Annotated in this window: 17 protein-coding genes; 10 read left to right on the top strand and 7 right to left on the bottom strand. The window is 67.8% G+C overall.

The window, feature by feature from the left end:
• Window positions 1-44: 44 nt before the first annotated feature.
• The gene (locus tag EV656_RS12405; protein WP_132604543.1) at window positions 45-302 is read right to left on the bottom strand and encodes a hypothetical protein; all 258 of its coding nucleotides are present in this window, start codon (window positions 300-302) and stop codon (window positions 45-47) included.
• A 109-nt stretch (window positions 303-411) separates the two neighbouring features.
• Between EV656_RS12405 and EV656_RS12400 the strand changes: the two genes are divergently transcribed.
• Window positions 412-999 (top strand): TetR/AcrR family transcriptional regulator, encoded by a 588-nt coding sequence (locus EV656_RS12400; protein WP_132604540.1) that lies wholly within the window; start codon window positions 412-414, stop codon window positions 997-999.
• Between the two features lie 3 nt (window positions 1,000-1,002).
• Here EV656_RS12400 and purD read toward each other — a convergent pair whose 3' ends face one another.
• Window positions 1,003-2,265: a phosphoribosylamine--glycine ligase gene (purD, locus tag EV656_RS12395; RefSeq protein WP_132604537.1), complete on the bottom strand. Its 1,263-nt coding sequence runs from the start codon at window positions 2,263-2,265 to the stop codon at window positions 1,003-1,005.
• A 71-nt stretch (window positions 2,266-2,336) separates the two neighbouring features.
• Here purD and xseA point away from each other — a divergent pair, with 71 nt between their 5' ends.
• The gene (gene xseA / locus EV656_RS12390) at window positions 2,337-3,884 is read left to right on the top strand and encodes an exodeoxyribonuclease VII large subunit (RefSeq protein ID WP_132604533.1); all 1,548 of its coding nucleotides are present in this window, start codon (window positions 2,337-2,339) and stop codon (window positions 3,882-3,884) included.
• Window positions 3,885-4,016: 132 nt separating this feature from the next.
• Here xseA and EV656_RS12385 read toward each other — a convergent pair whose 3' ends face one another.
• The 3 genes from EV656_RS12385 to EV656_RS12375 form a co-directional block, all read right to left on the bottom strand.
• Window positions 4,017-5,288: an NAD(P)/FAD-dependent oxidoreductase gene (locus EV656_RS12385; RefSeq protein ID WP_132604530.1), complete on the bottom strand. Its 1,272-nt coding sequence runs from the start codon at window positions 5,286-5,288 to the stop codon at window positions 4,017-4,019.
• A gap of 172 nt (window positions 5,289-5,460) precedes the next feature.
• Window positions 5,461-6,990 carry a cryptochrome/photolyase family protein gene (locus tag EV656_RS12380; protein ID WP_132604527.1) on the bottom strand — a complete coding sequence of 510 codons (1,530 nt, stop codon included), beginning with the start codon at window positions 6,988-6,990 and terminating at the stop codon, window positions 5,461-5,463.
• Window positions 6,984-7,649 (bottom strand): SDR family NAD(P)-dependent oxidoreductase, encoded by a 666-nt coding sequence (locus EV656_RS12375; RefSeq protein ID WP_132604524.1) that lies wholly within the window; start codon window positions 7,647-7,649, stop codon window positions 6,984-6,986. The genes EV656_RS12380 and EV656_RS12375 overlap by 7 nt, the downstream gene beginning before the upstream one ends.
• A 299-nt stretch (window positions 7,650-7,948) precedes the next feature.
• Between EV656_RS12375 and EV656_RS12370 the strand changes: the two genes are divergently transcribed.
• From EV656_RS12370 to EV656_RS12340, 7 genes are all read left to right on the top strand, one after another.
• Complete coding sequence (locus EV656_RS12370) at window positions 7,949-9,508, top strand: 2-isopropylmalate synthase (RefSeq protein WP_132604522.1); 1,560 nt, start codon at window positions 7,949-7,951, stop codon at window positions 9,506-9,508.
• A 252-nt stretch (window positions 9,509-9,760) separates the two neighbouring features.
• Window positions 9,761-10,798 (top strand): rod shape-determining protein, encoded by a 1,038-nt coding sequence (locus tag EV656_RS12365; protein WP_132604520.1) that lies wholly within the window; start codon window positions 9,761-9,763, stop codon window positions 10,796-10,798.
• Between the two features lie 40 nt (window positions 10,799-10,838).
• Window positions 10,839-11,747, top strand: a complete 909-nt coding sequence (mreC, locus tag EV656_RS12360) for a rod shape-determining protein MreC (protein ID WP_132604518.1) — start codon at window positions 10,839-10,841, stop codon at window positions 11,745-11,747.
• Window positions 11,740-12,279: a rod shape-determining protein MreD gene (locus EV656_RS12355; RefSeq protein WP_132604515.1), complete on the top strand. Its 540-nt coding sequence runs from the start codon at window positions 11,740-11,742 to the stop codon at window positions 12,277-12,279. The genes mreC and EV656_RS12355 overlap by 8 nt, the downstream gene beginning before the upstream one ends.
• Window positions 12,276-14,222: a penicillin-binding protein 2 gene (gene mrdA / locus EV656_RS12350; protein WP_132604512.1), complete on the top strand. Its 1,947-nt coding sequence runs from the start codon at window positions 12,276-12,278 to the stop codon at window positions 14,220-14,222. The genes EV656_RS12355 and mrdA overlap by 4 nt, the downstream gene beginning before the upstream one ends.
• Window positions 14,219-15,364, top strand: a complete 1,146-nt coding sequence (rodA, locus tag EV656_RS12345; RefSeq protein WP_132604509.1) for a rod shape-determining protein RodA — start codon at window positions 14,219-14,221, stop codon at window positions 15,362-15,364. The genes mrdA and rodA overlap by 4 nt, the downstream gene beginning before the upstream one ends.
• On the top strand, window positions 15,364-16,296 hold the full coding sequence (locus tag EV656_RS12340; protein ID WP_132604506.1) for a 2-hydroxyacid dehydrogenase: 933 nt from the start codon (window positions 15,364-15,366) through the stop codon (window positions 16,294-16,296). The genes rodA and EV656_RS12340 overlap by 1 nt, the downstream gene beginning before the upstream one ends.
• Before the next feature lie 110 nt (window positions 16,297-16,406).
• On the opposite strand, the gene EV656_RS12335 is transcribed toward EV656_RS12340, so the two are convergent.
• Together EV656_RS12335 and EV656_RS12330 are read right to left on the bottom strand one after the other, a co-directional pair.
• Complete coding sequence (locus EV656_RS12335) at window positions 16,407-17,189, bottom strand: SseB family protein (RefSeq protein WP_132604503.1); 783 nt, start codon at window positions 17,187-17,189, stop codon at window positions 16,407-16,409.
• On the bottom strand, window positions 17,186-17,776 hold the full coding sequence (locus EV656_RS12330; protein WP_132604500.1) for a uracil-DNA glycosylase family protein: 591 nt from the start codon (window positions 17,774-17,776) through the stop codon (window positions 17,186-17,188). The genes EV656_RS12335 and EV656_RS12330 overlap by 4 nt, the downstream gene beginning before the upstream one ends.
• A gap of 100 nt (window positions 17,777-17,876) precedes the next feature.
• Between EV656_RS12330 and EV656_RS12325 the strand changes: the two genes are divergently transcribed.
• Complete coding sequence (locus EV656_RS12325) at window positions 17,877-19,154, top strand: Na+/H+ antiporter NhaA (RefSeq protein ID WP_132604497.1); 1,278 nt, start codon at window positions 17,877-17,879, stop codon at window positions 19,152-19,154.
• Window positions 19,155-19,180: the final 26 nt, after the last annotated feature.

Below are 19,180 nucleotides of genomic sequence, written 5' to 3'. Positions count from 1 at the left end.
TGTTAGCGCGAAGGGCGGGCCGGTGCAACGCGGCGCGCGCGCCGCTAGAAATCGCGCGCCCGCAATTGCGCCGCCCGGTAGCGCAGCGCCGCCGCACGCCCCGCCAGCGCGGTTCCCGCCTCGGCACCCTCTTCGATGGGCGTATCCGGCAGTCGGGCCAGCGCCTGGTCCAGCGGCGCGATCCGGGGATAGGGCGGCGGCACGTCATAGGCGGGGGCTGCGGCATCGACCTCGGGGAACTGGCTGCAGGCGGCCAGCGCTAGGGCCGGTACCGCCCAGATCCATCTGCCCTGCCCTGCCATGCGCTGCCCCCCGATGCGGCCCGCGCGAACCATAGCCCCGCGCCCCGCCCCGGGGCAAGCACCGCGCACGGGGGATTGAAATGAACGCCCGTTCATATAACCATGGGGCATGGCACGCACCTCCGGCTCGCATTCCGACATCACCGGCCCGCGCCTGCGCGACGCAGCACAACGGCTGTTCGCCCAGCATGGCTATGCGGCGGTCTCGATGCGGCAGATCGCGGCAGAGGTGGGGGTACAGGCCGGCGCGCTTTACAATTACATCCCCGACAAGCAGGGGTTGCTGTTCAACCTGATGAAGGCCCATCTGGACGACCTATTGGCCGCCTGGCAGGCCGAGCCCAAGGGCGAAACCCCGCTGGAGGCGCTGGAAAGCTTTACCCGCTTTCACATCCGGTTCCACCTGGACCGGCCCGACGCGGTGTTCATCGCCTATATGGAATTGCGCAACCTGGAGCCCGCGAATTTCGCGGTGATCGAGGGGCTGCGCAAACGCTACGAAACCGTGCTGGAGGATATCCTGCGCGCGGGCAAGGATGCGGGGGTCTTTACCCTGCCCGACACGAAACTGGCCACGCTGGCCGTGATCGCCATGCTGACCGGGGTCACGACATGGTATCGCGACACCGGGCGGCTGTCCCGCGACCGGGTCGAGCGGATCTACTGGAACATGGTGCGCAAGGCGGTGGGCGCCTGACCCCTACAGCGCCCGCCACCCGATATCGCGGCGATAGAACCCCTGCGGCCAGTCGATCGCATCGACCATCCCATAGGCGCGGTCGCGCGCCTGGGCCAGGCTTTCGCCCCGCGCGGTGACGTTCAGCACGCGCCCGCCGGATGCGGTGATCCGGCCGTCCACCTCTTTGGTGCCGGCGTGGAACACCATGTTCATGCTGTCCTCGGGCAGGGTATCCAGCCCACCGATCACGCTGCCCTTGTCATAGGCGCCGGGATAGCCCTGCGCGGCCATCACCACGGTCATCGCGTGATCGTCGGCCCAGTTCACGCGGGCCTCGGCCAGACGACCCTCGGCGCAGGCAATCAGCAGGTCCAGCACCTGCCCGCCCAGCCGCATCATCAGCACCTGGCATTCCGGGTCGCCGAAACGCACATTGTATTCCACCAGCCGCGGCTGGCCGTTCTGGATCATCAGGCCCACATACAGCACCCCGCGATAGGGTGTGCCGCGGCGGGCCATCTCGGCCATGGTGGGTTTTACGATCTCCGCCAAGGCCTTGTCGCAGACCGCGTCCGTCATCACCGGGGCCGGGGAATAGGCGCCCATGCCGCCCGTATTGGGGCCGGTATCCCCCTCGCCCACCCGCTTGTGATCCTGCGCGGTGCCGATGGGCAGCACGTTTTCCCCGTCGCACAGCACGAAGAAGGAGGCCTCTTCGCCCTCCATGAATTCCTCGATCACCACCTCGGCGCCCGCACCGCCGAAAGCGCCGCCGAACATGTCGTCGATGGCGGCCTCGGCCTCTTCGACCGTGCCCGCCACGATCACGCCCTTGCCCGCGGCCAGCCCGTCGGCCTTAACCACGATGGGCGCGCCCTGTGCCCGGACATGGGCCTTGGCGGCCTCGGCATCCTTGAAATGACCATAGGCCGCGGTGGGCGCATCGCAGGCGGCGCAGATCTCCTTGGTAAAGCTTTTCGAGCTTTCCAGCGCCGCAGCCGCCTGGCTGGGTCCGAAACACAGCACCCCCGCCGCCGCCAGCCGGTCGGCCACGCCCGCGGCCAGCGGCGCCTCTGGCCCGATCACAACGAAATCGACAGCGTTTTCCTCGGCAAAGCTGGCCACCGCGCCGCCATCCTCGATATCCAGCGCGGCGCATTCGGCCATCTGCGCGATTCCGGCATTGCCCGGCGCCACGATCAGCCGGTCGCATTTCGGGTTCTGCTGGATCGCCCAGGCCAGCGCATGCTCGCGCCCGCCGCCCCCGAGAATGAGGATATTCATGTGCCGCCCCCGCTTGGCCTTCGGTTCGCGGCGTTCTAGGCTGTGCCCCGCCCCATGACAAGCGAGTGTCCATGTCCGACCTGATCGCCGATGACGGCCCAACGCCCAACGCCCCCGAATTCACCGTCTCGGAAATCTCGGGCGCGGTGAAACGCACGGTTGAGGGCGCCTTTTCCCATGTCCGCGTGCGCGGCGAGGTGGGGCGCGTGTCGCGACCGCGGTCGGGCCATGTCTATCTGGACCTCAAGGACGAGCGGAACGTTCTGGCCGCCATCATCTGGAAGGGCGTGGCCAGCCGCCTGGCCACCCAGCCCGAAGAGGGGATGGAGGTCATCGCCACGGGCCGCCTGACCACCTATGGCGGTCAGTCGCGCTATCAGATGGTGATCGAGGATATCGCGCCGGCTGGCGTCGGTGCGCTGATGGCGATGCTGGAAAAGCGCAAGGCCCAGCTTGCCGCCGAGGGCCTGTTCGCGCCCGAACGCAAGCAGACCCTGCCCTATCTGCCGCAGGTGATCGGGGTGGTGACCTCGCCCTCGGGCGCGGTGATCCGGGACATCCTGCACCGCCTGCGCGACCGGTTTCCGCGCAAGGTGCTGATCTGGCCCGTCGCGGTGCAGGGCGCCAATTGCGCGCCCGAGGTCGCCCGCGCGATTCGCGGCTTCAACGCGTTGACCCCGGGCGGCGCCCTGCCCCGGCCCGACCTGCTGATCGTGGCGCGCGGCGGCGGCAGCCTGGAGGATCTTTGGGGCTTCAACGAGGAAATCGTCGTGCGCGCGGCTGCCGAGTCCGCCATTCCGCTGATTTCCGCCGTCGGCCACGAAACCGACACCACGCTGATCGATTTTGCCGCCGACCGCCGCGCGCCCACCCCCACCGCCGCGGCCGAAATGGCGGTGCCCGTGCGGATGGAGTTGCTGGCAACGCTGGACGCGCTGGAGGCCCGGCGCAGCGGCGCGCTGTCCCGGCTGTTACAGCACCGCCGCCAGCGGCTGGCCGACCTGTCGCGCGCCCTGTCCCGGCCCGAAACGCTGGTGGAAAGCGCCGCACAACGGCTGGACCGCGCCGCCGACCGCCTGCCCGCCGCGCTGCGCGCGCGCATCGCCCAGGAAAAACTGCGCCTGTCCGAGGCCTCGGCTGCGCTGCGCCCGGCGACGCTGCGCCGCCGCATCGCAGAGGAACAGCGGCGACTGGACGACCGGGCCGGACGGATTGCCCCTGCCCTGAACCGCCTGCTGCGCCAGCGCCGGGCCGATCTGGACACCCGCACCGCCCGCCTGCGCCCCGAGGTGATCGCGCGGCGGATCGAGGAACAGCGCACCCGGCTGGCAGAGCTGGACCGGCGCGCGCAGACCGCCCTTGCCGCCGGGATGGACCGACGCCGCACACGGTTGGATGCGCTGGAACGTATGCGCGCAGGGCTGAGCTATGAGGAAACCCTGCGCCGGGGCTTTGCCGTGGTGTGGTCGGGCGACAAGGTGATGACCACGCGGACGGCGGCGGAAACGGCAACGGGTCTGGAAATCCAGTTCCAGGACGGGCGGCTGGCCCTGGGGGGACAGCGGACCAAGGCCGGGCGCAAGACGGACGAGCCGCCCGAACAGGGCAGCCTGTTCTGAGGGCGGTGGGTTTCACCCCCCCTACGCCGGGCGGGTCGGGACCGCCTGCCGCCGCTTGTTCAACGTGCCCTCAAAAGGGAGGCGCCCGCCCCCCGGGCATGAACCGTTTTGCCGGACCGTGGGGCCGACCGCCTAGCGCTGCAACTTGGTGATCTTCAGCGTCTTCATGATGAACTTTTCATAGAACGGTTCGGAAATCCCGGTTCGCACCTTGCGCATGAAATACCATTCAAACGCCAGCTTGGCCCAGTGCACCCACCGCCCCTTGGACGCCCAGGCCACGTTGCGCGGCGGGTTCTGCGGCATCGCCAGGAAGGCCGCGCCACGGTCGCCGAAATCGGCCAGGCACAGCGCGTTCCAGGTCGGTTGCTCGAACGGTGCTCCGCCCTTGATGACGGCGGGCAGGTTATGGGCGGTGGCGGTCACCATGCTTTCGATCATGAAGCCGGTTTTCGGCACGCCGGTCGGCACCGGGGTCGCCACCGGGGGCGCGATTGCAATGCAGACGCCAATGGCAAAGATGTTGGGGTATTTCGGGTTACGCTGATATTCGTCGGTCAGGATGAAGCCGCGCGGGTTTACCAGCCCCTCGATGTCGCGCACCGCCGGAATGCCACGGAACGCCGGCAGCAGCATGGAATACTTGAACGGCAGTTCGTGCTTCTTCTTCTCGGCCCCGTCTTCGTTGACCTCGGTCACATGGGCCATGCCGTCATCGAAGCGGTCGACCTTGGCATTGGTAATCCAGTTGATATCGCGGTCGCGCAACAGCGATTCCAGCATGCCCTTAGTATCGCCCACGCCCCCCAGGCCCAGATGCCCGATATAGGGTTCCGAGGTGACGAAGGTCATCGGCACCTTGTGGCGGATCTTGCGCTTGCGCAGGTCGGTGTCGATGGTCAGCGCGTATTCATAGGCCGGGCCGAAGCACGAGGCCCCCTGCGCGGCCCCCACCACGATCGGGCCGGGATTGGCGCAGAACACTTCCCACTTGTCGCCAGACTCGGCGGCGTGTTCGATGGAACAGACGGAATGGGTGTATCTGTCCGGGCCGAACCCCTCGATCTCGTCAAAGGCCAGCTCGGGGCCGGTGGCGATCACGAGATAGTCGTAGGCAACCTCGCGCCCGCTGTCCAACTCGATCTTGTTGTGGTCGGGATGCAGGCGCTTGGCCCCGTCGCAGATGAATTCGATCCCGCGCCGGGCCATCACCGGGGCCAGATCGACGGTGATTTCATCCTTCTTGCGCCAGCCGACACCCGCCCAGGGGTTCGAGGGCGTGAACTGGAAATAGGGCTTGTTCGAGATCACGGTGATCTTGTCGCCCGCCTCCAGCGTTTCCTTCAGTTCATAGGCTTGCAGCGTGCCCCCCAGACCTGCGCCCAGAACAACGACATGTGCCATCGGATTTTCCTCCCGCTTGCTGCGGCCGGCCTGTCACAAGGTGCCCTTGCGTCAGTTTCGAACCGGGTCCGCCCCGACATATTCAATTTTTAGAATGCACTTGTATACCGGAATTTCCAAGACATATTTACGCGCGCTGGAAGGGGCCGGAAGAATAATACTTATCAATTAGTTATATTTTTTCACCCCGATCCAACCGGGACAGAAAGGCCTCTGCCCCCTCCAGAACGGCAGCCTGGCGCGCTGCGTCCATGCGGTCCCAGGTGCGGTACATCTGGCCCATGCGCGGGTTGTCCTCGAATCGGGTGCGGTGGCGATTCAGGAAGTGCCAGTAGAGCAGATTGAAGGGGCACGCGCCGTCGCCCGTCTTCTTGCTGACCGAGTAGCGGCACCCCCGGCAATAATCGGACATCCGGTTAATATAGGCCCCGGACGAAACATAGGGCTTCGACCCCACCACGCCGCCATCGGCGAATTGGCTCATGCCAACGGTATTGGGGGCCTCTACCCATTCATAGGCATCGGCATAAACCGCCAGATACCATTCGTGCAGCGCGGTCGGGTCGATCCCCGCCAACAGGGCGAAATTACCCGTCACCATCAGCCGCTGGATATGGTGGGCGTAGGCCTCGTCCCTGGTCTGGGCGACGGCATGGGACAGGCAGTTCATGTCCGTATCCGCCCCCCAGTAAAGCGCGGGCAAAGGGCGGTCATGACCCAGCGCATTACGACGGGGATACTCCGGCCCCTCGCGGAAATAGATGCCGCGCACGAATTCCCGCCAACCGATGATCTGGCGAATGAAACCCTCGACCGCGTTCAGGGGGGCGCGGCCCGCGTGATATTCGGCCTCTGCCCGGCGGCAGATGCCCAGCGGGTCCAGCAGCCCCGCATTCATGTAGGGCGAGATCACGGCATGATAGAGGAACCTGTCACCGGCCAGCATCGCATCCTGATAATCGCCAAAGCTGGGCAGGCTGTGGCGCATAAAATGGTCCAGCGCCTGTTCGGCCTGATCCGCATCGGTGGCGAACCAGAATGGGCGCAGCGTGCCGAACCTGTCGGGAAGCCGGGCTTCCACGAGGTCCAGAACATCGGCCACCGTTTCGTCCGGATCGAACTGCAACGGCCCCTGCCGGAACAGGTCATCGGCTGCGGGCTTGCGGTTCTCGGAATCATAATTCCACTTGCCGCCCGCGGGTTTGTCCCCTTCCATCAGCAGGCCGGTCTTGCGCCGTATCTGGCGATAGAAATACTCCATCCGCAGGGATTTGCGCCCCTCGGCCCAGGCGTCGAATTCGGCGTGAGAGCACAGGAACCGGTCGTCGGGATGCTGCGTGACAGGGATCGGCGCGGCCTCCAGCGCGCCGATCAGCCGCCATTCGCCCGGCTCGGTCGCGATCACCTGTTGCGCGCCGGTTTCCCCGGCCCGGCGCAACAGCTCGCCCACGATGCTGTGGCTGTTGCCGGGATCGTCCAGCCGGGTATAGGCCACGCGCCAGCCATCCGCCGTCAGCCGGGCCGCGAATTTACGCATCGCGGCAAAGGTAAAGGCGATCTTCTTGGGGTGGTGCCGCACATAGGACGCCTCTGCCATCACCTCGGCCATGACGATGGTATCGCGGGCCGGATCGGCGTTGCGCAAGGCCGACAGCCCCGGCGACAGCTGGTCGCCCAGCACCAGAACCAACCGGCTCACCATGCCACCCGCTTGCCCGCCCAGTCGAAGAAGCCGCCGGTTTCGGCGGGTGTCAGCCCGTCGATCACCCCCAGCAGGTTCTTTGCGGCCTGGTCCGGCGCCACCGTCCTGTGCCGCCCGGCGTAAGCGGCGGTAAACGGCGTGGCGACCGTGCCCGGATGCAACGCCACGCAGATCGCCTGGCGGTGCGTGCGGGCCAGTTCGATGGCTGCCGTGTGCAGCCCCTGATTCAGCGCGGCCTTGGCCATACGATAGGCATACCAGCCGCCCATCCGGTTATCCCCAATGGAGCCCACCCGCGCCGACAGCGCGGCAAAGACCGAACGCCGGTCGCGCGGCATCAGGCGCACCGCGTGTTTCAACACCAGTAGCGGCCCGATGGCGTTGACCGCGAACTGGTCGGCCAGCGCCGCCGGGTCGACGGATTTCAGCGCCTTTTCAGGGGGCTGCCCGGCCCCGTCCAGCTTGCCCGTCGCCATGAACACCATGTCGAACGGCGCTTGCAGCGCGCCCAGCGCCGCACGCACGCTGGCCTCGTCGCACAGGTCCAGCCCGTCGGCGCTGCGCGACAGCGTTTCCACCGCAACGCCCCGCATGCGCAATTCAGCCACGACAGCAGCGCCGATCCCGCCCGTGCCGCCGATCACCAATGCCCGTTCCATTCCGCCTCCTGTTTCCGAGGCACAGCTAGGGCCCGCCCGCCGCACGGCCAATCCTTCCCCCCCTGCGGCCGCGGAACGCGCCCAGAATGGGGTTTCCCTTCGGACTTGCAGCCCCTATAGTACGCCGTGATGGAACGCCAAGGACATATCGCCCCCGCACCGCGCGCCCTGCGCGTGCTGCCCCTTGGCCTGCTGCTGCTCCTTAGCCGCCTCTGAGCGTGCCGTTTTGGCGCGACCGCTCAGAGGATCGTGCACCGCGCCATCGCCCCACGGCTGAGGATATCAAGAGAGTATCAAACATGACCGACAAGACCGAACAGGACCGCGTCCTGATCTTCGACACCACCCTGCGCGATGGCGAGCAAAGCCCCGGCGCGACCATGACCCATGACGAAAAGCTGGAAATCGCCGCCATGCTGGACGAAATGGGCGTCGATATCATCGAGGCCGGCTTTCCCATCGCATCCGAGGGCGACTTCGAGGCCGTGCGCGACATCGCCAAGCAGTCGAAGAACTCGGTGATCTGCGGCCTGGCCCGCGCGCAACTGCCCGATATCGACCGCGCGTGGGAGGCCGTTCAACACGCCCCGCGCCCGCGCATCCACACCTTCATCGGCACCTCGCCCCTGCACCGCGACATCACCAAGCTGACGCAGGACGAGATGGTGGAGCGGATCGAGGCAACCGTGACCCATGCCCGCAACCTGTGCGACAATGTGCAGTGGTCACCGATGGACGCGACGCGGACGGAACACGATTACCTGTGCCGTGTCGTTGAAACCGCGATCAAATGCGGCGCGACCACGATCAACATCCCCGACACCGTGGGCTATACCGCCCCGCGCGAAAGCGCCGATCTGATCGCGATGCTGCTGGAACGCGTGCCCGGCGCGGATGAAATCATATTCGCAACCCATTGCCACAACGACCTGGGCATGGCGACCGCCAACGCCCTGGCCGCGGTGGAGGCCGGCGCCCGCCAGATCGAATGCACGATCAACGGGCTGGGCGAACGCGCGGGCAACACCGCGCTGGAAGAGGTGGTGATGGCGCTGAAGGTGCGCAACGACATCATGCCATTCACCACCGGCATCGACACCACCCGCATCATGGGGATCAGCCGCAAGGTGGCGGCGGTGTCGGGCTTTGCGGTGCAATACAACAAGGCCATCGTCGGCAAGAACGCCTTTGCCCATGAATCGGGCATCCACCAGGATGGCGTACTGAAGAACGCCGAAACCTTCGAGATCATGCGCCCCGAGGATATCGGCCTGACCGCCACCAACCTGGTGATGGGCAAGCATTCGGGCCGCGCGGCCCTGCGCGCCAAGCTGAAGGATCTGGGCTTTGATCTGGGTGACAACCAGCTGAAGGACGTGTTCGTCCGGTTCAAGGCCCTGGCCGACCGCAAGAAAGAGATCTACGACGACGACCTGATCGCCCTGATGCGCGACAGCACCGCGGATGAGGGCAACGGTCGGCTGCAGGTGAAATTCCTGCGCGTGATCTGCGGCACCGAGGCGCCGCAATCGGCGGACCTGACCCTGACGATCGACGGGGTGGACCACCAGGTGACCGCCCAGGGCGATGGGCCGGTGGATGCCACCTTCAACGCGGTCAAGGCGCTGTTCCCGCACGGGGCGCATCTGCAACTCTACCAGGTGCACGCGGTCACCGGCGGCACCGACGCGCAGGCCACCGTCAGCGTCCGGATGGAGGAGGACGGCAAGATCGTGACCGGCCAATCGTCGGATACCGACACGGTCGTTGCCTCGGCCAAGGCGTATGTCGCGGCCCTGAATCGCCTGCTGGTCCGCCGCGAAAAGGGCAAGCCGGACGAAACCGCTGCGGCGGTGTAGATCGGCGCAACCGCGAACAGCGCCGAGATCGCAATCGGCGATTGCTTGAAAAGTGCAATTCCGGGGCGGCCACGCCCCGGAATTCTGACCTGAAGCAGATATCCATATTCGAATGGTGCAATCGGCAAGAACCCGCGCCGCGGCGCTTGCATGCGCCCTTTACCGCCCCGGCGCCAAGCGCCTATAAGGGCCACCGTCCCGCACGGCGGAATCGCGGGTCATCAATTTACAGGAATGCGGGTGGCGCAAGTTATGACAGGATTTGGCGGTCTGTTCTCGTCGGACATGGCGATCGACCTCGGAACGGCGAACACGCTGGTCTACGTCAAGGGCCGCGGCGTGATCCTGAACGAACCCTCGGTGGTTGCCTTTCACGTCAAGGACGGGCGCAAGCAGGTGCTGGCCGTGGGCGAGGATGCCAAGCTGATGCTGGGGCGCACCCCCGGCAGCATCGAGGCCATCCGCCCGATGCGCGAAGGCGTCATCGCCGATTTCGACGTGGCCGAAGAGATGATCAAGTATTTCATCCGCAAGGTCCACAAGCGCACCACCTTTACCAAGCCCAAGATCATCGTCTGCGTGCCCCACGGCGCGACCCCGGTGGAAAAACGCGCCATTCGCCAGTCGGTTCTGTCCGCGGGCGCCCGGCGCGCGGGGCTGATCGCCGAACCCATCGCGGCGGCCATCGGCGCGGGCATGCCGATCACCGACCCGACGGGCAGCATGGTCGTCGATATCGGCGGCGGTACCACCGAGGTTGCGGTGCTGTCGCTTGGCGACATCGTCTATGCGCGCTCGGTCCGCGTCGGCGGCGACCGCATGGACGAGGCGATCATCAACTACCTGCGCCGCCAGCAGAACCTGCTGATCGGCGAGGCCACCGCCGAACGTATCAAGACCTCGATCGGCACGGCGCGCATGCCCGATGACGGGCGCGGCGCCTGCATGCAGATCCGCGGTCGCGACCTGCTGAACGGCGTGCCCAAGGAAATCGAGATCAACCAGGCCCAGGTGGCCGAGGCACTGGCCGAGCCCGTCCAGCAAATCTGCGAGGCGGTGATGACCGCGCTGGAGGCCACGCCGCCCGACCTGGCCGCCGACATCGTGGACCGCGGCGTGATGCTGACCGGGGGCGGCGCCCTGCTGGGAGAGCTGGACCTGGCGCTGCGCGAACAGACGGGGCTGGGCATCTCGGTCGCCGACGAATCACTGAATTGTGTGGCCCTGGGGACGGGCAAGGCGCTGGAATATGAAAAACAGCTCCGGCATGTGATAGACTACGACAGTTGATCCGCCGCCACCCCATGGCCGCGCGCAAGGCGAGGCACCCTTGGCCGCAGACCGCAACAGTTCCATCGACTACGCCCGCCCGATCAGGCGGCTCCTGATTGCGGGGCTGGTTCTGTTCCTGCTGGCGCTGTTCGCGTTCTGGCGCATCGACAGCCCCCGCGTGGAACGGATGCGCATGCAGATCGTGGACCGCGTCGTGCCCGGCTTCGACTGGGCGCTGGTGCCGGTCACCAAGACGTGGGAGCTGATCGAAGGCTTTCAGTCCTACGCCCGGCTGGCCGAGCAGAACCAGGAATTGCGCCGCGAACTGCGCCAGATGAAGGCCTGGAAAGAGGCCGCGCTGCAGCTGGAACAGGAAAACGCCAAGCTGCTGGATCTGAACAAGGTGCGGCTGGACCCCAAGCTGACCTATGTCACCGGGGTGGTGATGGCCGATAGCGGCTCTCCTTTCCGGCAGTCGGTGCTGCTGAACGTGGGCGCGCGTGACGGGATCGTGGACGGCTGGGCGACAACAGACGGCCTGGGGCTGGTCGGGCGCATCTCGGGCGTGGGGCGGACCACCTCGCGGGTGATCCTGCTGACCGATCCCAACAGCCGGGTGCCGGTGACGATCCAGCCCTCGGGCCAGCGCGCGGTGCTGGCCGGCGACAACTCTACCAACCCGGCGCTGGACTTCGTCGAGGATCCGGCGCTGGTGCAGCCGGGTGACCGCGTGGTGTCCTCGGGCGATGGCGGGGTCTTTCCCGCGGGCCTGCTGGTCGGGCATGTGGCCCTTGGCCGGGACCGGCAATTGCGCGTGCGCCTGTCGGCGGAATACGACCGGCTGGAATTCCTGCGGGTGCTGCGCAGCCACGCGGGCGAGGTGCTGCACGACCCCGGCGCGCTGATCGCCCCTGCCCCCATCGGCCCAGTGCCCGTCGACAGCACCGCAGAGGCCCGCGATGATTGATCCCGTCGCGCTGGACCGGGGCTTTTACCGGCTGCTTTATGCCGGGCTGGCGGGCGCGCTGATATTCCTGCTGATCCTGCCGATCGACACGATGCCCGGCGGGCTGCCCGGTCCCGACCTGATGCTGTGCCTGACCATCGCCTGGCTGCACCGGCGGCCCGACTACCTGCCGCCCTGGCTGATTGCCGGGGTGTTCCTGATGCTGGACATCATGCTGATGCGCCCGCCGGGCCTGCTGACAGCGCTGGTGCTGCTTGGCTCGGAATTCCTGCGGGCACGTCAGCAAGTATCTGTCGAAACCCCCTTTGGCCCGGAATGGCTGATGGCGACGGCGGTCATCGTGGCGGTGTTCGTGCTGCAGGGGCTGGCCTTTGCCCTGTTCGCGGTGCCCGGCGGATCGCTTGGCGCCTCGCTGGTCTGCGCGGTTCTGAGCGTGCTGGCCTACCCGGGCGTTGTGCTGATCTCACGCTTTGGATTAGGTGTGCGCCGCATCACGCCGGGCGATCTGGACCCGCGGGGGCTGGCGCGATGAAACGGCCCATACGCGATACCGGGGAATTGCCGCGCCGCCTGACCCGGCGCGCGCTGGTGCTGGGCGGATTGCAGGCAGGCTTTGCCGGGGTGCTGGCCCTGCGGATGCGGCATCTGCAGGTCACCCAGGCCGATACCTTTCGCCTGCTGGCCGAGGAAAACCGCATCAACATCCGCCTAATCCCCCCGGCACGCGGGCTGATCTATGACCGCGCCGGCCGCATCCTGGCAGAGAACGAACAGAACTACCGGATCGTCCTGGTGCGCGAGGATGCCGGCGACCCCGAAAAGGCGCTGGCCCGGCTGACCCGCCTGGTGCCCCTGGACGCGGGCACCGTCGAACGCGCACTGAAGGAAATCCAGCGCCACAGCCCGTTCATCCCGGTGACCGTGGCCGACCGCCTGCACTGGGAGGATGTCGCCCGCGTCGCCGTGAACGCGCCGATCCTGCCCGGCATCGCCCCCGAGGTGGGGCTGTCCCGCCTCTATCCGATGGGGCAGGATTTCGCGCATGTGGTGGGCTATGTCGGCCCGGTTTCCGATTACGACCTGTCCCGGCTGGAGGATCCTGACCCGCTGTTGCAGATCCCGCGCTTCCAGATCGGCAAAACCGGGGTGGAATCCAAGCGAGAGCACAGGCTGCGCGGCAAGGCCGGCACCCGCCGGATCGAGGTCAACGCCGTGGGCCGTGTGATCCGGGAACTGGACCGGATCGACGGGCAACCCGGCGCCGACCTGCAATTGACCGTGGATGCGGGGCTGCAGAACTTCATGCAGGCCCGCCTGGGCGAGGAAAGCGCCGCCGCCGTGGTCATGGATCTGGAACGCGGCGATCTGCTGGGCATCGCATCGGCCCCCAGCTTCGACCCGAACAAGTTTGTGCGGGGGATTTCGGTGGCCGATTACAAGGCGCTGACCGAAACGCCCTACCGGCCCCTGTCGAACAAGGCGGTGCAGGGCGCCTATCCGCCGGGGTCAACCTTCAAGATGATCACCGCGCTGGCGGCCCTTGAGGACGGGCTGATCGACCCTGAGGAAACCGTCTACTGCCCCGGCCACATGGAGGTCGGCGGGCGCCGCTTCCATTGCTGGCGGCGCGGCGGGCACGGTCACGTGAACCTGCTGCAAAGCCTGGAACAGTCCTGCGACGTCTATTACTACGAACTCGCCCAGCGGGTCGGGATCGAGAAGATCACCGCCATGGCGCGCAAGTTCGGACTGGGCGAACGCCATGACGTGCCGCTGTCTGCGGTGGTCTCGGGCCTGACGCCCAACAAGGCATGGAAGCGGGAAAACCGAGGCGCCGAATGGGTGGTGGGCGACACGCTGAACGCCTCCATCGGGCAGGGCTATGTGCTGGCCTCGCCGCTGCAACTGGCGGTGATGAGCGCGCGCATCGCCACCGGCCGGGCACTGACCCCCCGGCTGGTCAAATCCGTGGATGGCATCGAACAGCCCCATGACCCCGGCGCGCCGCTGGATGTCGATCCCGCGAACCTGGCGCAGATCCGCGCGGCGATGGGGGCCGTTGTCAACAACCGGCGCGGCACCGCCTTTCGTGCGCGCGTGGTGGCCGAAGGGCTGGAACTGGCGGGCAAGACCGGCACCAGCCAGGTACGCAACATCACCGCCGCCGAACGGGCGGCCGGGGTCGTCAACAACGAAGACCTGCCCTGGGAACGGCGCGACCATGCGCTGTTCGTGGCCTTCGCCCCGCTGGAGGCCCCGCGGATCGCCGTTTCCGTCGTGGTCGAGCATGGCGGCGGCGGGTCCACCGTCGCCGCGCCCATTGCCCGCGACATCACCCTGCGCGCGCTTTACGGCGATCTGCCCCCCATGTCGGCCTATCCCGAACGGCAGCGCTGGCAGGTGGAACAGGATCTGCGCAAGCTGCCGCTGCGCCGCTTCGACACCGCGCCCTCCAGCGGCAGGAGCCGGGCATGAGCTATCTTGAATACAACCTCAAGACCATGCCCACCGGCCTGCGTAAGATGCTGTATGTGAACTGGGCGCTGGTGCTGCTGCTGTGCGCCGTGGCCGGGGTGGGGTTCCTGATGCTGACCTCGGTCGCCGGCGGCAGCATGGACCGCTGGGCCGAGCCGCAGATGAAACGCTTTGCCCTGGGGCTGGCGGCGATGTTCTTCGTCGGGTTCGTCCCGATCTGGTTCTGGCGCAACACGGCCGCGCTGGCCTATGCGCTATCGGTCGGCCTGCTGATCGCGGTGGAATTCTTCGGCACGGTCGGGATGGGCGCGCAGCGCTGGATCGACCTGGGCTTCATGCGGCTGCAACCCTCGGAGCTGACCAAGATCACGCTGGTGATGGTGTTGGCGGCCTATTACGACTGGCTGGACATTCGCAGCGTTTCCCGGCCGCAATTCGTGGCGGTGCCGCTGCTGCTGATCCTGATCCCGACCTTCCTGGTGCTGAAACAGCCCGACCTGGGCACCGCGCTGCTGCTGGTGGCGGGCGGCGGGATCGTGATGTTCCTGGCGGGCGTGCACTGGCTGTATTTCGCAGTGGTCATAACCATGGGCGGCGGGCTGGTGGCGGCGGTGTTCCTGACTCGGGGCACCGGCTGGCAATTGCTGAAGGATTACCAGTATCGCCGGATCGACACCTTCCTGGATCCGGGGTCCGACCCGCTGGGGGCGGGCTATCACATCACCCAGTCCAAGATCGCCCTGGGATCGGGGGGCTGGACCGGGCGCGGGTTCATGCAGGGCACGCAATCACGTCTGAACTTTCTGCCCGAAAAACACACCGATTTCATCTTTACCACCCTGGCCGAGGAGTTCGGCTTTGTCGGCGGTATCTCGCTGCTCAGCCTTTATGTGCTGATCGTGGCGTTTTGCGTGGCCTCTGCCCTGCAGAACCGGGATCGTTTTGCCTCTCTGCTGACGCTGGGGATCGCGGCGACCTTTTTCCTGTTCTTCGCGCTGAACATGGCGATGGTCATGGGGCTGGCCCCGGTGGTGGGGGTGCCGCTGCCGCTGGTGTCCTATGGCGGGTCGGCCATGCTGGTGTTGATGGTGGCCTTCGGGCTGGTACAAAGCGCGCATATCCACAGGCCAAGGGGGCGCTGATGCTGACGATCCTGTTTTCCGCACCGCCCGCGCGCTGGCCGCAATATCAGGCGCCCTTGACCGCCGCCCTGCAAGAGGCCGGGATCGCAGCCCGCATCGTAACCGAAACCGAGGCGCCAGAAACGGTGGATTACGTCGTCTACGCGCCAAATGGCGGGCTGTCGGATTTCACCCCCTTCACCGGGTGCCGGGCGGTGCTGTCGCTGTGGGCCGGGGTGGAGAACATCGTAACCAACGACACCCTGACCCAGCCGCTGTGCCGGATGGTGGATGCGGGGCTGGAGGAAGGGATGCGCGAATGGGTGGCGGGCCACGTCCTGCGCCACCATCTGGGGATGGATGCGCATATCGTGAACCCCGCCCATCGCTGGGATCAGGTCGCGCCCCCGCTGGCGCGGGACCGGACCGTGGCCCTGCTGGGTCTGGGCGCGTTGGGACAGGCCGCCGCCAGCGCGCTGGTGGCCCTGGGCTTCGACGTGCAGGGGTGGAGCCGCACGCAGCGCGAAGTACCGGGCGTGACCTGCCATCACGGGGCCGAAGGGCTGCGCGCGGTGCTGGAACGGGCCGAGATCGCGGTGCTGTTGCTGCCGCTGACGGCCCAGACCGAAAACCTGATGAATGCCGAACGGCTGGGCTGGATGCCCGCGGGCGCGGTGCTGATCAATCCCGGCCGCGGCGCGCTGATCGACGATACCGCGCTGCTGGCCGCGCTGGACGCCGGGCGGATCGGGCATGCCACGCTGGACGTGTTCCGCAGCGAACCCCTGCCAGCGGATCACCCGTTCTGGACCCACCCGCGGGTGACGGTAACCCCGCATATCGCGTCCGAAACCCGCCCCGCCAGCGCCGCCCGCGTGATCGCCGAGAATATCCGCAGGTCCGAGGCGGGCGAGCCGCTGCTGCATCTGGTCGACCGCGCACGGGGGTATTGAGGGCGGCTCCCGCCCCCGGTCGGCGCGGGGCAGGCCCGCTTGTCCGGCGTTGGGCCGGGCCGCGGGCGCTGACGCGCCCGCGGATGGGTATTTGGACCAAGAAGAAGGGATCAGCGCAGGCGCGGGGGGGCGCCGGGATCGCGCAAGGGAACAGGTTCCACCGGGGCCGGATCGGGCAGGTCGATGCGCAGGCCGACCGTTGCGATCCGGTTCAGGACCGGATCATCGCCCGCGCGGAAGGCGACATCCAGTGCGCCCCTGTCCAGCCCGCTGAACCGCAGGGCCTGGGCCACCGCCTGGGCAAGCGCCTCCTCGGCCCCCGGTGCGGGGTCGGCCAGGATCAGCAGCAGCCCCTGCCCGCCCCCCTGGTATCGGATGCCGGTCAGCCAGGCGGCCCCGGCCAGGCCCGCCATTGCCGCCAGGCAGGTGTCGAGCGCGGCCAGCAGGTCCCGGGGCAGATCGGCGGGGGGGCACAGCGCCTGTGGCTGCAGGGCCACGGGCGCGGGGGCAGGGGCGGCCAGCGTTTCGGCCCACCAGGCCACGGCCGAGGCGGGCAAAAGTTCGGCGTGATCCGTGCCCGGATTGACCGCCACACCCAGCCCCTGGGCCGCCAGCAACGGGGCAAGCGCCCGGCCCGGCAGCGCGGCATAGGGCGCGGGCGCGCCGGTGAAATCGGTCAGTCGGCTTTCGCGGTCGAAGGCCAGGACGAGGGGGCCCGCCTCTTCGGGGGTGAAGACGCTGGGGGCGATGCGGTCGTCCTTTGCCTCGCGCTCCAGCAGCAGGAAAAGTTCGGTCCCGGCCAGCCGACCGTAATAGCGCAGCCGGGGCGCGGGGTCGTCGGGCGCGGCCTGCATGGCCGCCTGGGCGATGTCGAGCGCGGTTTGTCGGGTCACGCGAGCACCTCTTTCACACGGGCGCGCAGCAGCGGCAGAAGCTCTGCCTCGAACCAGGGGTTGCGCCTTAGCCATGCGGTATTGCGCCAGGAGGGATGCGGCAAGGGGAAAACCGCCGGCGCATGGTCGCGCCAGGCGGCAACCGTTTCCGTTACCCCGCCGCGCGCCGCCACCCCAAGGTGCCAGCGCTGCGCGTATCCGCCGATCAGCAGCGTCAGCGGCACCACGCCCAGATGCGCCATCACCCGGTCGTGCCAGGTTTGCGCGCACAGCCGCGGGGGTGGCAGGTCCGCGCCGCGCGCGTCATAGCCCGGAAAACAGAACGCCATGGGCAGCACCGCGAGGCGGGTCCGGTCATAGAAGATATCCGGGCCGATCCCCATCCAGTCGCGCAACCGGTCGCCAGAGGGGTCGAAGAACGGCTTGCCCGCCTTGTGCACCCGCATCCCCGGCGCCTGGCCGCAGACCAGGATGCGCGCGCCGGGCGCGAACCACGGCACCGGGCGCGGGGCGTGGGCGGTGGCCGTTTCTGCGAAACGGTCGGCGCACAGGCGGCAGGCGGCGATTTCCCGGATCAGGTCGGACATCGCCCCGCTTTAGGCCGGATCGCGCGACGGCGCAAACCCGGGCCGGTTGCCGGGCGCGGGCCGATGCCCTATCCAGACGGCCAAGCGGGAGGACCCTTGGATGTATCGTGTGTGGAACGCCCTAGGCCATAATGCGGCGCTGTTGCTGGCCGGTATCGGAATGGGGCTGGCCTGGGCCGCCCTGGCGCCCGGCACCTACAACAACGCGGTGGAATTCGTCCTGCTGGAGGGCGTCGGGATCGGCCACCCGCACGAGGTGGCGGGCGAGGTCCGGCGCGTCCTGACGGTAGAGTTCCTGGTTAACGGCATGCTGATGTCGGTGATCTTCGCCGTGGCGTTCAAGGAACTCTGGGAGGCGCTGATCCTGAAACGCGGGGCGTTGCGCGGGCGCAAGGCGGCAGCGCCGCTGCTGGCCACGGCGGGCGGGATGATCGGGCCGGTCGCGGTCTATCTGGGGCTGGTGGCGTTCCTGGGGCCGGATGCCTGGGCGGCACTGGCACGGGGCTGGACGGTGCCCATGGCCACGGATATCGCGCTGGCCTTCGTCGTGGGGCGGGCGGTGTTCGGTACGGGGCACCCGGCGGTGCGCGTGTTGCTGCTGCTGGCAATCACCGACGACCTGGTTGCCATGGCCCTGCTGACGGTGCTGCACCCTGCGGGCACGGTGCAACCGGCCTGGCTGCTGGTGCCGCTGGCCGCCGGGGCCGGGGCGTTCGGCCTGTTCAACTGGCTGCCGCGACACCTGGACCGGGGGCACCCGGCCCAGCCCAACACGGCCTGGGTGCGGCGGCGCCTGTCGCTTTGGCCCTATGCGGTGGCCGGGGCGATCAGCTGGTACGGCGTGCAGCAAAGCGGGTTGAACCCGGCCCTGGGGCTGTTGCCGGTGGTGCCTGCCCTGCCCCATGCGGACCGGGCCTTCGGGCTGTTTTCCGAGGCGGAGCGGTATCTGAACGACCTGCTGAACCATGCCGAGCACCTGCTGCGGCGCCCCGTCGGTGCGATCCTGTTCCTGTTCGGCCTGTGCAACGCCGGGGTAGATCTGGGCGCGGCGGGGCCGGTCAGCCTGTTTGTGCTGGCAGCCCTGCTGCTGGGCAAGCCGCTGGGCGTGGTGCTGTTCGGCGGGCCTGTCGCCCGTGCCCTGCGGCTGCCCGTGCCGCCGGGAATGCGCCCGCGCGAATTGGCGGTAATCGGGCTGGTCGCCGGGATCGGCCTGACCGTGCCGCTGCTGGCCGCGGGCAGCGCGTTCGATGCGGGGCCGGTCCTGGACGGGATCGATGCGGCGGACGGGGCGCGGATCGGTCTGCTGCTCAGCCTTGGTGCGGCACCGCTGGCCCTGTTGGCCGCGCGGCTGATGGGGGTTCGGCGGCGGCCGGGTTAGGGGCGCCAAGCGCCTGTTGCGCACCC

This window comes from Rhodovulum adriaticum (assembly GCF_004345735.1).
Classification (GTDB): domain Bacteria; phylum Pseudomonadota; class Alphaproteobacteria; order Rhodobacterales; family Rhodobacteraceae; genus Rhodovulum; species Rhodovulum adriaticum.
The sequence above is the reverse complement of the archived record's forward strand: the minus strand, read 5'-3'. Positions and strand labels throughout refer to the sequence as shown.